The sequence below is a fragment of the Pyruvatibacter mobilis genome, from assembly GCF_012848855.1.
Lineage (GTDB): Bacteria > Pseudomonadota > Alphaproteobacteria > CGMCC-115125 > CGMCC-115125 > Pyruvatibacter > Pyruvatibacter mobilis.
Genome location: NZ_CP051630.1, coordinates 2,636,126 through 2,648,826, shown reverse-complemented (window position 1 = coordinate 2,648,826; position 12,701 = coordinate 2,636,126). Strand labels below are relative to the sequence as shown.

The 12,701-nt window shown below is 64.1% G+C and carries 12 protein-coding genes; 5 read left to right on the top strand and 7 right to left on the bottom strand.

The features are described 5' to 3' along the window. Positions 1 to 112: 112 nt before the first annotated feature. The 4 genes from HG718_RS12225 to HG718_RS12210 are packed head-to-tail and all read right to left on the bottom strand — an operon-like array spanning position 113 to position 3,662. On the bottom strand, positions 113 to 817 hold the full coding sequence (locus tag HG718_RS12225; RefSeq protein WP_027841223.1) for a TetR/AcrR family transcriptional regulator: 705 nt from the start codon (positions 815 to 817) through the stop codon (positions 113 to 115). A gap of 50 nt (positions 818 to 867) precedes the next feature. Continuing rightward, positions 868 to 1,947, bottom strand: a complete 1,080-nt coding sequence (locus HG718_RS12220; RefSeq protein WP_160586950.1) for a DUF2855 family protein — start codon at positions 1,945 to 1,947, stop codon at positions 868 to 870. A 40-nt stretch (positions 1,948 to 1,987) separates the two neighbouring features. Then, on the bottom strand, positions 1,988 to 3,022 hold the full coding sequence (locus HG718_RS12215; protein WP_160586949.1) for a hypothetical protein: 1,035 nt from the start codon (positions 3,020 to 3,022) through the stop codon (positions 1,988 to 1,990). 28 nt (positions 3,023 to 3,050) lie between these two features. Then, on the bottom strand, positions 3,051 to 3,662 hold the full coding sequence (locus HG718_RS12210) for a glutathione S-transferase family protein (protein ID WP_160586948.1): 612 nt from the start codon (positions 3,660 to 3,662) through the stop codon (positions 3,051 to 3,053). Between the two features lie 149 nt (positions 3,663 to 3,811). Here HG718_RS12210 and HG718_RS12205 point away from each other — a divergent pair, with 149 nt between their 5' ends. After that, positions 3,812 to 4,594 (top strand): SDR family NAD(P)-dependent oxidoreductase, encoded by a 783-nt coding sequence (locus HG718_RS12205; RefSeq protein ID WP_160586947.1) that lies wholly within the window; start codon positions 3,812 to 3,814, stop codon positions 4,592 to 4,594. 15 nt (positions 4,595 to 4,609) lie between these two features. On the opposite strand, the gene HG718_RS12200 is transcribed toward HG718_RS12205, so the two are convergent. Beyond that, on the bottom strand, positions 4,610 to 5,329 hold the full coding sequence (locus tag HG718_RS12200; protein WP_160586946.1) for an enoyl-CoA hydratase/isomerase family protein: 720 nt from the start codon (positions 5,327 to 5,329) through the stop codon (positions 4,610 to 4,612). Positions 5,330 to 5,564: 235 nt separating this feature from the next. Here HG718_RS12200 and HG718_RS12195 point away from each other — a divergent pair, with 235 nt between their 5' ends. Further along, the gene (locus tag HG718_RS12195) at positions 5,565 to 7,046 is read left to right on the top strand and encodes a M20 family peptidase (RefSeq protein WP_160586945.1); all 1,482 of its coding nucleotides are present in this window, start codon (positions 5,565 to 5,567) and stop codon (positions 7,044 to 7,046) included. A gap of 225 nt (positions 7,047 to 7,271) precedes the next feature. Here the strand turns inward: HG718_RS12195 and HG718_RS12190 are convergent, their stop codons facing one another. Then, the gene (locus tag HG718_RS12190; protein WP_160586944.1) at positions 7,272 to 7,508 is read right to left on the bottom strand and encodes a hypothetical protein; all 237 of its coding nucleotides are present in this window, start codon (positions 7,506 to 7,508) and stop codon (positions 7,272 to 7,274) included. Next, positions 7,505 to 9,796, bottom strand: coding sequence for a molybdopterin-containing oxidoreductase family protein (locus HG718_RS12185; protein WP_160586943.1), 2,292 nt, complete (start codon positions 9,794 to 9,796; stop codon positions 7,505 to 7,507). The genes HG718_RS12190 and HG718_RS12185 overlap by 4 nt, the downstream gene beginning before the upstream one ends. Positions 9,797 to 9,933: 137 nt before the next feature. Here HG718_RS12185 and HG718_RS12180 point away from each other — a divergent pair, with 137 nt between their 5' ends. The 3 genes from HG718_RS12180 (at position 9,934) to HG718_RS12170 (ending at position 12,668) form a co-directional block, all read left to right on the top strand. Beyond that, positions 9,934 to 10,434 carry a winged helix-turn-helix transcriptional regulator gene (locus HG718_RS12180; RefSeq protein WP_160586942.1) on the top strand — a complete coding sequence of 167 codons (501 nt, stop codon included), beginning with the start codon at positions 9,934 to 9,936 and terminating at the stop codon, positions 10,432 to 10,434. Positions 10,435 to 10,575: 141 nt separating this feature from the next. Further along, on the top strand, positions 10,576 to 11,361 hold the full coding sequence (locus HG718_RS12175; protein ID WP_160586941.1) for an SDR family NAD(P)-dependent oxidoreductase: 786 nt from the start codon (positions 10,576 to 10,578) through the stop codon (positions 11,359 to 11,361). A gap of 65 nt (positions 11,362 to 11,426) precedes the next feature. After that, entirely contained in the window at positions 11,427 to 12,668 is a 1,242-nt protein-coding gene (locus HG718_RS12170; RefSeq protein ID WP_160586940.1) for an MFS transporter, read from the top strand. Positions 12,669 to 12,701: the final 33 nt, after the last annotated feature.

Genomic DNA, 12,701 nt, shown 5'->3' with positions numbered 1-12,701 from the left:
AACCTGCCAAACCGATCCGCCCGGCCCCAGTATGGGCACCGGACCCTTAATAAATGGGGGGCAGATTACTACAGATCAAGTGGCGGGGCCGGAAAGGCGGGGGACGTACGGCTCAGCCCTGCGGGCGCATGCTGCGCAGGATGATCTGGGCGAGGCCGTCGATCATCGCCATGGCGGCGGGGTCGGAGACGATGTCTTCCTTCGTCGCCGCGGTCACATGCTGGGTGATGGTGCGTTCCACCATCCAGGTGAGCGCCATGGGAACGAAATTGGCGGTGTCCGGATCAACGCGGCCTGACGCCTTTTCATCGGCCAGCGTGCGGCGTCGCTGATAGACCGTGGCACGGATCATGTTGTGGTAGCGGCGCTCGATCGCCGGGTCGGTCGCCACCACCTCATAGACGGCTGAGAACAGCCGCAGATTGTGGCGCACATAGAGCGCCAAATTGATCAGCGATTCCCGCGTCGAGCTTTCGCTTTCCGCGTAGAAGACCTCATTGGTGAGGCCAGCCGCCTCCACCAGGTCTTCCTCCAGCTTGTCGATCAGGAGTTCGATCAGCCCGGTCTTGTCGCTGAAATGCAGATAGAAGGTGGAGCGCGATACGCCCGCCGCCTGCACGATGTCCGACACGCTCAGCTCGGTGAACTTGGCGCCCCCTTCGGCGATCAGCCGCACCACGGCATCGAGAATGGCGATGCGCTTCTTGGTGTCCTTGGACGAGCGCAGTTCACCACGATGATCGCCGCGCTGGTCATTGCGGTGGTCCGTGGCGGTCTCCACAGGCAGGTCACGGCTGAAGGATCGGCTGTCCGGCACACATGTCTCCTTGCGCAGCCTGGTGGACGGAAAGGGCCAGTCTAGGCCGGTCAGGCGGTGACCGTCACCATGTGGCCGGCTGTCGGCGACAGCCCGCCAAGGAGGGACGCATAGGTCTTTTCCATGTCGGCAAAGCTGTGCGGCGTAATCGCGAGATGCGGCCTGATGAAATCATAAAAGGCCGCAGCCCCCGCGCTGATGCGGGCGTCATGGGCGGCGAGCCCCTGCCGCTCCCGGTGCTCTACCATGTGGGTGGGCACGAAGAAGAAATCAGGCGTCGGGCCGGGCAGCTCTTCGGCGGCATCAGGCGCTGCGGCGGACTCCCAATGGGTGAGGCCGACGCCGGTGCTGTTCTTGAGGGTATCGCCCAGATGAGTGTGGACGTCTGTCAGGACCGCCTTGTTGCCGGACATGTCCACATAGACGCTGGGGGCTGATGCATCGAGCGAACTGATCTCGTCATAGCCGAGCACCGTGTCATAGCAGCCAAGCCCCTCAACAAATTCCTTGTTGCCCGCCGAGGTAAGGCCGACGACGCGCAGGCCAGGCCGTTTGGCGGCAAGCCAGGCGAGGCCGATCGCCGTCTTGCTGGAGGCACTGCCGATGATCAGCGTGTTGGCGTTGAAATAGTCATGCGCGGCCAGATGGTCATCCAAATGCATCGACGTGACGAACAGGATGCGCAGGATGCACTGCAGATCATCCGTTGACGGATCAAACCCGTTCTCCGGCGTCACGGCGAGATATTCCTGATAGATCGGCGGCAGCTGCGCACGGTGGTCAGCGCCATCCGAGAAGCCGCGGGCCGAGACATCCACAGGCGTCATTACCACCTGGTGCGACATGGGCATGTAACCGAAGAACCTGGCACCCTCGGTGATGTCCGGATGCGCGCTCCTGGTGACGCGGGCGATGCCCCAGGCGGGGATACGGCCCCAGCCATCGGCGGCGGGGAAGAAATTCCAGTACCCCAGCATGTCGCCCGCCATGCCATAGGAAATGTTGTTGGCGGTCAGCGCGAAGCGTTCGACCTCAAGCAGCACCTGGCCGTCCTGAAGGTCGGCGTTGGGCACGTCCACCATTTTGGCCTCGCGCAAATCCGCGCGGTTGACGATGAAATCCTGTGCCATGCGGCAGCCCCCCTGAAAGGCGTGTGTCGTTTTGTGCAGTCTAGGCGATATCGCGCAAGGTCCAAATCAGCGTGTCCCCGTCGCGGACAGCGTTGGCCGTCTTGCGGATGCGGTGGGATTGAAGCGCCCCGGCCCAAAGCTCCGTCCAGGCGTCGAGCAAGGTTTCCGCTTCGGCAGGTTCGAGCCCCCGCAAAATGCGTAGGCCCTGCTGGCGGAGGGTGACGCTGCCATCGTCATTGGCGCTGATTGTGCAGTCATCGCCCATGCCTGTCAGCACGTCGGAAAGGAAACGTACTCCATCGGTGACATCGCCATCAACGCCGCCGACAAGCCCGCGGATATGCTGATAGGTCTGAAGCCCGGTCAGCCGTGCGGCGCGGCGAGCGATGGCAAGCGTTTCGTCGCGCCCGATTACAGCCTCAAGGGCGGCCATGCCGTTGCGGATATATTCCATGGCGTAGTTGCGGTTGGCCTTGGCCAGACGCTCCGCCGACCAGTCACCGGCAGGCGGGGCTGGCTGCTGCGCGGGATCAAACGGCGGCGGCACTTCATCACGGGCGAATTGCAGCCGCTCGTCCTCGCCAAGGTCATGATCATATTCGCGGAAATAGCCGCACAGGCCGAACTCGCCGGTCATGTCCTCGGACACACAGACGAACCCAAGCCGCGGGTTTTTGAGCGACACGCCGTTCTGCCCGTACCAGCCGCGCAGAAAGCCCCGGCTGGCTTCTACCGGAATGCCGCAAATGGCGGCCCCGTCATACATCCAGCGCGGATAACGGAACCGCACCCAGGCCTTGCGGTCGCTTTCCTCCATGTATTCGACGGCGACGCCGCCCATGCTGTTGGACAGCACATGGTAGCGCGCGCACGCGACAGCGTCCGGCAGGCCCGCAAGGCCGAGCTTCTCGAAGCTCGAGAGGAATTTCTCCTCATGCTGGCGGCGGAACAGGCGGAACATCCACTCGCCCACCACCTCCGGCCCCTTGGTGGTGGCCACCATCAGCTCAAGGCCGAGCAGATATTGATGGTGGATATAGGCCTGCGCCTCGATCGCCGTCTCTGAGCCGGACATGGAACCTCCCGCGCGCGCCCTTCAGGCGCTATTGCATGTTGATGGCTTTGTCGAAGGCCGGGCGCGCTGCAATGCGCGCCACATAGGCCTTGAGGTTTGGCATGTCGTCGGTAACGCAGCCCATGCGATTGGCCATGAAGATCGAATGCCCGAGCATCACGTCGGCGGCGGAAAAATCACCGATCAGATAGTCGCGGCCTTGAAGCGCTTCTTCCACGGGGGCGAGCGACTTGGTGAGCAGGCGCTGTGCCTGGGCCAGCGCGGTCTCGTCACGGCGCTCCGGCGGCAGCAGGATGGTCTGCACGACGATGGTATTGATCGGCGGCATCACCATGCCTTCGCAATAATGGAACCACTGAAGATAGTCTGGGTACCGCGCATCCTCGACGGCGGGCTTGAGGCCGCCATTCTTGTGACGCTCAATAATGTATTCGACGATGGCGCCGGACTCGTAGATCGACACATCCCCGTCATCCAGTACCGGCACGCGGCCAAGCGGGTGACGGGCGCGGTGCGCGTCGGACTTCAGGTCCTTGGGGTGAAACGCCATCTTGTTGAGCTCATAGGGCAGGCCGAGCTCTTCCAGCAGCCAGACAATGCGTCCGGCGCGCGAATTGGGTGCGAAATGGAGCTTGAGCATGGTGGCGGTCCCCCGAAGACGGATGTCAGTTTGTTTTTTGAACCGCTGTTTTAGCAGCTAGACTGGGGGCGAACGCAACAACTGACGCGCGCTCTGCCAAAACTTTTCCGGGTGACGCCGCGTCGCGCAAGCATTTGAAGGAAGCTTTCATGGACGCCTACAAACCTCTCGACCGCTCGATCAAGGGCCGCACGGCCATCATCACCGGTGCCGCCAGCGGCATGGGCCGCGCGACGGCGCATCTGTTTGCCCGCGAGGGTGCCAATGTGGCGGTGACCGATCTGCGTCAGGACGCCTGCGACGCCGTGGTGGCGGAGATCGAAGAGGCCGGCATCACGACCGCGCGCGCCCATGCGCTGGATGTGGGCGATGCGGACGCCATCAAGGCGGTGGTTGCCCGGACGGCGGAGGAATTCGGCGGCATCGACATCGTCGTCAACAATGCGGGCTTCGCCCTGCCGGTACCGCTGGGTGAGGATGGCTATGAAGACAGCTGGGACAAGAGCCTCAGTGTGATGCTGACCTCGCACCAGCGCCTGGTGAGTGCGGCGCTGCCCTGGCTGCGCAGATCCGACGCCGCTCGCATCGTCAATGTGGCCTCGACCGAAGGGCTGGGCGCGACGCCGCGCAACTCTGCCTATGTGGCTGCCAAGCACGGCGTCATCGGGCTGACGCGGGCGATGGCGGTTGAGTTCGGCAAGGAAGGCATCACGGCCAATTGCATCTGCCCCGGCCCGATCCTCACCGGCATCACGGAAGCGATCCCCGACGAACACAAGCAGGTCTATGCCAACCGCCGCACGGCGCTGCGCCGCTATGGCCTGCCGGAGGAAGTTGCCAACATCACCCTGTCGGTCGTGCTGCCGGCGGCAAGCTACCTGACCGGGGTGGCGATCCCCGTGGATGGCGGGCTGACGATCCGCAACGCGTAGGCGCTGAGCGGACTGTTAGCTGTAATCGGCGGAATGTTTCAGAAGGTGCGCCGCGCCATGCGGGCTGTTGAGAATGGCGTTCTCACCGAAGAGCCGCTCCTTCTGGTCGCCGAACAGCTCGCGGTTGGCGCCGAGCGGAGCCATCTGCTCGGCAAGCTGGTGGGCGAGTTCGGGCAGGGTTTCGAGCGCTGCCACATGCTGCACAACGCCCGCGGCCTGCGCGTCCGGTCCCGTCCAGCGGCGGGCGAACTGCACGGTTTCAAAAAAGGCATTGGCCGGCAGCTTGTGGCGGAACAGCGCCAGCTCCGGGGATGGGATCTTGAGGCCGATCTGCATTTCGTTGGCGCAGATGAACCCGCGATCCTCGCGCATGATACGGATGTCGTGGCACAGCGCCGACATGAAGCCTGCCCCGAAGGCATGCCCGTTGATGGCGCAGATGGTGGGCACGGGCAGGGTGATGATGCGTCCCATCAGCGCCATGAACTCGCCGCCGAACACTTCCCGGTCACCGCCCTCGGGATGCGCGTCCGGGTCCTGCACCCAGTCGAGATCAAGGCCGTTTGAGAAGAACTTGGCGTCGGTCGACCGCGTCACCAGCGCCGCGGGGCCGGTCGAGGCCTCCACCTCGTCCAGCGCCTTGCCGAACTCGCGCACGAAGGTGGTGTTCCAGCGGTTCTCGCCCGCATCCATGGTGAGGGTGAAGACTGAGTCCTGACGGTCGAGCTGGATCATGAGGCCGGGCCTTTCGATAATGAGCTGCAGCTTCGGGTTCTAGTACATGGGCGGAAGGGTGCCTAGGCGCGCAGGAGCTATGTGGCGCGCAAGATGATTTGCGTTTGGCGGCGGAAAGGCGGGGGCACGGCGGGGTGCGACGGGGGCGCAGCGCCGCATCCGGCCTTTGTACAGACCGATCGGCATTGATAGGGTCGCGGGCCTGCCGCCGATGCAACACGGAAAATGAAAAACAATGAAACGTATTCTTCTCGCGGGCCTCGCCCTCATTCTCGTGCTCGTGACCGTGGTGCTCGTCCGCACCCTCATGTTCACGCCGCCTGCCCATGAGGCGCGCACGCCGGTGGCGCTCGAGATTGACCGGGAGCGGGTGGCGCAACGCCTGGCCGAAGCGATCCGCTTCCGGACTATTTCACGTCAGGCGCCGGACGCAGGCGACATCGCGGCCTTCGAGGCCTTCAAGGCGTGGTTCGGCGACACCTACGCCGATGCGCTTGCGGTGATGCGCAAGGAGGAGGTGGCCGGCCACACACTGCTGCTGACCTGGCCGGGTACGGACGCCGCGGCCCAGCCCGTGCTGCTGACCGCCCATTATGACGTGGTGCCGGTCATTCCCGGTACGGAGGAGGATTGGCAGCACCCGCCATTTGCGGGAGACATCGTCGATGGTGTTGTGTGGGGCCGCGGTGCCCTTGATGACAAGGGCGCGCTGGTGGCGATCATGGAGGCCGTCTCACTGCTGGTGGAGCAGGGCTTCACCCCGCGCCAGACGGTTTACTTCTCCTTTGGCCATGACGAAGAAATCGGTGGTGAGAAGGGCGCAGCCGGTGTTGCGGCGCTGCTGGCCGAGCGCGGGATCCAGCTGGACTGGTCGCTGGACGAAGGCTCTTTCATCCTCGACGGCCTGATCCCCGGCGTGACGAAGCCGGTGGCCATGATCAATGTGGCGGAGAAGGGCTATGTGACCCTCGACATCATCGCCCATGCGGAAGGCGGGCATTCCTCCCTGCCGCCGCAGGACACGGCGGTGACTCGGCTGGCCCGGGCGCTGGTGCAGCTTTCCCGGTCGCCGGTGCCCGGTGGCCTCGACGGGGTAACGGGCGAAGCCTATGAGAGCATCGCCCGGCACATGCCTTTCACCCAGCGCATGGCGTTCGCTAATCAATGGCTGTTTGGCGGTCTGGTGGAAAGCATGCTGACGCGCCTGCCCGCGGGCAACGCCATGCTGCGCACCACCACGGCGCCCACCATGTTGTCGGCCAGCATCAAGGAGAACGTCCTGCCGATCACGGCGACCGCGACGGTCAATTTCCGGCTGCACCCGCGCGACACCGTGGAAGGACTCGTGGAACACGTCACCCGCGCCATCAATGACGAGCGCGTGGAAGTGGTGGCGCGCCGCGGCACCCCGGCGTCACCCGTTGCCCGCACCGACACCCAGGGTTTCAACGCCATGGCCACCGCCACCCGGCAGATGCTGGGCGATGTCGTCATCACCCCTGGCCTTACGGTCGCCGGGACCGACAGCAAGCACTACGGCAAGGTGGCCGACAACGCCTACCGCTTCCACCCCTTTATCGTCGGTCCCGCCGACATCAGCACCGTGCACGGCACCAACGAAAAACTGTCTGTAGACAATCTCATGCTCGGCACCGGCTTCTACATGCACCTGCTGACGAGCCTCGCTCCGGAGGCTGTGGACATACAAGGTGACTAGGCTGCACTTCTGGAGAATGCGCACAAGGTCCATTTTCCGAGGCAGTCCCGCCTGGAAGATCTAACGCAGCCCCTGCGTGTCCCCCCCCGTGGCGTATCGCTCAGCGACGTCACCGTCCGCGCAATCGGGGCTGGGTATATTCTGTAGGCAGAGCAAAAGAAAAGGCGGCGGGCCCGGGGCGGCCCATTCGGGACCCCGGATACCCGCCGCCTCTTCGGTAAGGCGTCAGGCGGTCTCGCCGCGCTGGTAGCGGTCGAGTTCGTCCGGATCGAAGCCCTCGTCGTTATCGATCAGGGGATCGCGCAGGAAATCCTTTTCCGGCGGCAGGGCGGTGGCGCGGTTCAGCACCATGCGGCACAGCCTGTCGAGCAGGGTCTGGTTGCGGGAACTGCGGGCGGCGATGCGGATCATCAGCCGCGCCATGCGCTCCTGCTTGCGGTGGTCGGTCTTCTTGCGGGTCATTCGGCAGGCTCCATGACAGGCCGGGCTTTAGAAGATGTCGTGACCTGAGCGTCAGCCGTTACCGGCACCACGCGGCACGGAATGCCCTTGATGTGCGGGATGCCCTGCTCAAGGTCGAGATAGTCATCATCATCACGGCAGAGCTGTGCGTCCGCATAATCGTGCGCGCCGCTCAACTGGCCAGCCCCCTGCTGCATTTCCGGCTTCCACCAGCCATGCGGCACACGGACCAGCTCGTCCGGCATGGCGTCCTTGATGGCCAGCTTGGCTTTGATGCGGCCAAGCTTGTTTTCAACATAGACCCAGTCGCCTTCCGCCAGGCCAAGCCGGCCAGCGGTACCGGGGCTCAGAAAGGCCTCGGGCTCCGGATGACGCTTCCGCATCTCCGGGATGTGCCGATGGGCTGTCTGGAAGAAGCCGTCCTCACGCACGCCGGTGAACATCTTCAGTGGGTAGTCCTTGTCCTCAGGCGGGTCCTCGCGGAAATAGGGCAGGGGATCAAAGCCGAGGCTCTCAAGCACGGATGACTTGAGTTCCACCTTGCCGCTCGGCGTGGCGAAACCACGCTTTTCGTACTGGCGGAACTCCGGCATCTTGAAGTGAACGTCGGTGGATTTCACCAGCTCGGCAAAGGACATGCCCGTAGCGGCAACGCGGTAATCGTAAAAGTCCTCGAGCGTGTCCCAGGGCACAAGCTCCGGCCGGTCGAGCGCGCCGGCAATGTGTTTCCAGAACTCGAACGTGCTCTTGCACTCACCGGGCGGCTCCATGGATTTCTCCGAGAACCGCACCGTCGACAGCCACGCGAACATGTCGTGGATCAGGGGCCGTTCGAGCCAGCTGTCGGCGGGCATAATGTAGTCGGCAAGCTGGGCGGACGGCGTCATGAACTGCTCATGGGCGACAATGAGATCCTGGTTCATCATCGCCTTGAGGATGAGCGGCATGTTGGCGTAGCTCATCAGCGGATTGTTACCGAGGAAGAAGAACGCCTTCACCGGATACTCGCCTTCGCCTGCCATGGCGCGGAAGGTTTCCGACGGGGTGGCCATGTAGCTGCCGGTGGCGATGTTGGAATATTCCCGGCCATAAACGCGCTTCATCGGTTCGCTGAAGGCGGCCTGGCCGCGATAGGTGAAGGCGGGGTGGTTCTTCGAGCCGAGCTGCTTGGCTTTCTGCTCATCCGACAGGACGTGATGCATCTCGATGTCGGATTCCGGAATGATGTCCGGGTTGAAGCCCTGAAGCGTCTCGCCGCCCGGCACGTCGATATAGCCGCAGATGGAGCGCAGGATGCCCTGCAGGCGGATTCCCGACGTGCTGTTGCGCTGCATGTCGGTGATCGGCGTCCAAGGAATGACCGACGGGCCTTCGGTGGCATACATGCGCGCCGCCTTGGCAATCATTTCCGGCTCACAGCCCGTCAGTTTCGCAACACGCTCCAGCGGAAACTCGTCGACGCGCTTCTTCAGGTCCTCGAATCCGATGGTCCAGTTGGCGACGAAGTCCTTGTCGTAAAGCTCTTCGTCGATGATGACCTTCAGCCAGCCGAACATCATGGCCGCATCGCTGCCCACCTTGAGCGGCAGCCAGATGTCGGCGCGCTCGGCGCTGGAGCTGCGGCGCGGATCCATGACGATGAGCTTGGCCCCGCGCGCCTGGGCGGCGCGGATATAGGTGTACATCGGCGTCCAGCTGTGGCGGCGGGGGTTATGGCCCATCAGCACGATGCACTTGGTGTTGTTGAAGTCGCCCATGGGAAACCAGCCATAGGTGAACTTGCTGACGGCGGCCGTATTGCCGGCGCACAGCGCCACGCCGCTGATCCAGTTGGGTGAGCCCACATGGTTCATGATGCGGCGGCCGAGCCCGTGATCGGTGCCGGTGTTCCACTGGCTGGTGGACACGGCCCAGGCTTCCGGCCCGTGCTCGGCGATGATTTTCTTGAGGCGTGTGCCGATGTCGGTCATCGCCTCTTCCCAGGTCACCTGCTCCCACTTGCCCGAGCCGCGTTCGCCGACGCGCTTCAGCGGGTGCAGGATGCGGGAGGGATGAGCGAAGCCCTTGGGCGCGACGATGCCTTTCATGCAGATATTGTCACGGAAGATGGGGTTGTCCGAGGAGCGGACCTTGACCACGCGGCCCTTCATGGATTCCGTGACGACGCTGCAGGCAATGTCGCATGACGCGCAGATCGTGCGCTTTGTGGTGACGCCCTCGCGGACGGGGCGTTCTTCGTATTTGGCGTTGGCAATGTCTTGCGGATCGAATGGCACAGGTGCGGGCATGACGCACGGCCTCCCTGATATGTAAGTCCAATAAATAAACTCTATAGTCCAAAAACTGGACGGAGTCGAGGGAGTGGGCTATTGTCTCAGGGACTGATAGTGAGGTGCGCCGCCGGACCGGCGCAAAGGAGCCGCAGATGAAATGGGATGACCTTGAAAGCCAGCAATGCTCGATGGCACGCACCTCGGCGGTGCTGGGCGACCGCTGGACTCTGGTGATCCTGAGCGACGTGTTCCTCGGTGTCAGGCGCTTTGAAGACTTCCAGAAGCGCCTCGGCATCTCGCGCACGACGCTGGCGAGCCGGCTGAAGAATCTCGAGGACCATGGCGTGCTATATCAGCGCCAGTATGAGGACCGGCCGCCGCGCTTCGAGTACCGGCTGACTGAAAAGGGGCTTGGCCTCTACCCGGCGATCGTCGCGCTTTTGGATTGGGGCGACGAGCATTATTCAGATGCGGCCGGGCCCCCGGTCCTGCGCCGGCACAAGAGCTGCGGCCATGACTTCCACGGCGTGCTCCATTGCAGCGAATGCGGCGAGCCGGTCAACCCGCGCGACGTGGAAGCCCGCAAACGGCCTGCCAACAAGCGCTACCCGGCGGTGACACGCGGCCCGATGTCCTACGCCGTCAAGGCATAAGCGCGGGCGCAGGTTTCAACCCCAGGCTTCCCCTGCGTCCGAATTCTCGCATTTGGCAGCGGCCCGACAAGCTGCAAGGTTTGTGAAAAATAGCGGGCGGCGCAGGGCGCGTTCGCCCGCAGCAGCCAGGGGAAACACAGCATGCAGATCAATGGATCAACAGCGGCGGTCGTCACGGGCGGAGCGTCTGGGCTCGGCCGTGCAAGCGCCGAAGCGTTGGCGGGGGCCGGGGCAAAGGTCGCCATCTTCGACCTCAACGAGGAAAAGGGCGAAGAGGTCGCCAAGGGCCTCGGTGGCGTCTTCTGCAAGGTGGATGTGACCGACGAGGACAGCGTGCTGGCGGGCTTTGACAAGGCCCGCGCGGCGCACGGGCAGGAACGGGTGCTGGTCCATTGCGCGCAGACCTCCCGCGGCGGCAGGAAGACCGTGGGCCGCAACCGCGAGACGGGGAAGATGATGCGCTACCCCACCGAGGACTATGCCTATTCGATCAACGGTATCCTGGTGGCGAGCTACCGGGTCGCATCCATCTCGGCACTCGGCATGGCCTCGCTCGAGCCGATGGAGGATGGCGAGCGCGGCGTCATCACACTGACCTCGTCGGTAGCGGCGCAGGACGCGCAGATGGGGCAGGTGGGCTATGGCTCCGGCAAGGCCGGGGTCAACGGGCTGGTGCTGCCCATGGCGCGCGACATGATGGATCTCGGCATCCGCGTCAATTCCATCATGCCGGGCATCTTCGCAACGCCGCCCATGCTGGGCGCGCCGCCGAAAGTGCTGCAGGGCCTGTCCGCTTCGGTGCCGTTCCCCAAGCGGCTGGGCAACCCGCCGGAATTTGCCAGCTTCATGCTTGAGCTTGTGCGCAACACCTATTTCAACGGCCAGGCCATCCGCCTCGACGGCGCCATCCGCATGCCGCCACGCTGACGGATCAGGGCGGGGCGGTGCAAGCCGCTGGGCACAGGCCCTCGCAAGGGGCTACAAGTCCGCCCATGAGTGACAGTACCCCTGAGAGCAGCACCGGCGGCCCCAGTGTCACCGCCAGTGCGGCGGCGCCGCAGCATCTGAGTACCGGCCAGCTATACCTGTTGGCCCTGGCTAGCGCGGTGATCACCGCCAATGCCTATTACATCCACCCCATCATCGCGCTGGTGGCGGAGGATTTCGGTGTCAGCGCTGCGGCGATCGGGGCCGTGCCCGCCTTCAACCAGATCGCCCTGGCGCTGGGCATCTTCCTGCTGTTGCCCCTGGGCGACTGGGTGAGCAATCGCAGGCTGACCTCCATCTTCGTGGCCGGACAGACAATTGCCATTGCGGGCATGGCGCTGGCGACGGATTTCAGGCTCTTCGTCGCGGGCTCCACGGTGCTGGGTTTCTTCACCATCGCGCCCTATCTGCTGCCGGCCTATGTGTCACGCCGCGTGCCGCCTGAGAAGCTGGGCCATGCGACGGCGGTTCTCACCACCGGCATCATCGGCGGCATCCTGCTGGCGCGCGCCGGCGCGGGCGTGCTGGGCGAATATATGGGCTGGCGGTCGGTCTATGTGGCGGCGGCAATGCTGATGCTGCTGATGTCGATCCTGCTGCCGCTGATCATGGAGCAGGGACGGCGCGACCGCGCGCGCAGCGAGACCTATGCGGGGCTTATCCTCTCCATCCTGCCGATCATCCGGCGGCACCCGGACATTCTGCTGTCCGGTGCGATCCAGGCCATGAGCTTCGGCATCTTCCTGGCCGTGTGGCTTGGTCTCGGCCTGCATCTCACGAGCCCGCAGATGGGATACGGCACCGACGTGGTGGGCTATCTCGCGGCCTTCTCGATCCTCAACCTCGCCACCACCCCGCGCCTGGGAGCCTGGGCCGACAAGGTGGGCGCCGAGCGGGCGCGGGTGTGGTTCACCGTTGGCCAGCTTGCGGGCGTCGCCTGCCTGCCCTTCTTCGGCCATAGCCTGTGGCTGCTGATGATCCCCATCGTGCTGATGAACCTGGTGGGCCCGTCCATCGACATCACCGGCCGAATGACCTTCCTGCGCCTGTCCCCGGACATCCGCACCCGGCTGATGACCATCTACATTGTCATCATGTTCGGCGGCGGCGGTATCTTCAGCTGGGCCGGCACCATCGCCTATGACTGGGCCGGCTGGACCGGCAATGCCATGCTGGCGCTGACCCTCTCCATCCTCGTGCTGGCCCTGTCGCTGATCGGTTTGCGGCTTATAAACCGAGCTGTCTAATGGAGCTCAGCCCACCGCAAGTCTGCCTATGTC

Excerpts from the sequence above, each read along its gene's own strand:
- HG718_RS12220 (WP_160586950.1), bottom strand. The coding sequence starts at position 1,947 with ATGGCACAGGATTTCATCGTCAACCGCGCGGATTTGCGCGAGGCCAAA.
- HG718_RS12185 (WP_160586943.1), bottom strand. The coding sequence starts at position 9,796 with ATGCCCGCACCTGTGCCATTCGATCCGCAAGACATTGCCAACGCCAAA.
- HG718_RS12205 (WP_160586947.1), top strand. The coding sequence starts at position 3,812 with ATGGACGCCTACAAACCTCTCGACCGCTCGATCAAGGGCCGCACGGCC.
- HG718_RS12180 (WP_160586942.1), top strand. The coding sequence starts at position 9,934 with ATGAAATGGGATGACCTTGAAAGCCAGCAATGCTCGATGGCACGCACC.
- HG718_RS12175 (WP_160586941.1), top strand. The coding sequence starts at position 10,576 with ATGCAGATCAATGGATCAACAGCGGCGGTCGTCACGGGCGGAGCGTCT.
- HG718_RS12200 (WP_160586946.1), bottom strand. The coding sequence starts at position 5,329 with ATGATCCAGCTCGACCGTCAGGACTCAGTCTTCACCCTCACCATGGAT.
- HG718_RS12195 (WP_160586945.1), top strand. The coding sequence starts at position 5,565 with ATGAAACGTATTCTTCTCGCGGGCCTCGCCCTCATTCTCGTGCTCGTG.
- HG718_RS12190 (WP_160586944.1), bottom strand. The coding sequence starts at position 7,508 with ATGACCCGCAAGAAGACCGACCACCGCAAGCAGGAGCGCATGGCGCGG.
- HG718_RS12210 (WP_160586948.1), bottom strand. The coding sequence starts at position 3,662 with ATGCTCAAGCTCCATTTCGCACCCAATTCGCGCGCCGGACGCATTGTC.
- HG718_RS12170 (WP_160586940.1), top strand. The coding sequence starts at position 11,427 with ATGAGTGACAGTACCCCTGAGAGCAGCACCGGCGGCCCCAGTGTCACC.
- HG718_RS12215 (WP_160586949.1), bottom strand. The coding sequence starts at position 3,022 with ATGTCCGGCTCAGAGACGGCGATCGAGGCGCAGGCCTATATCCACCAT.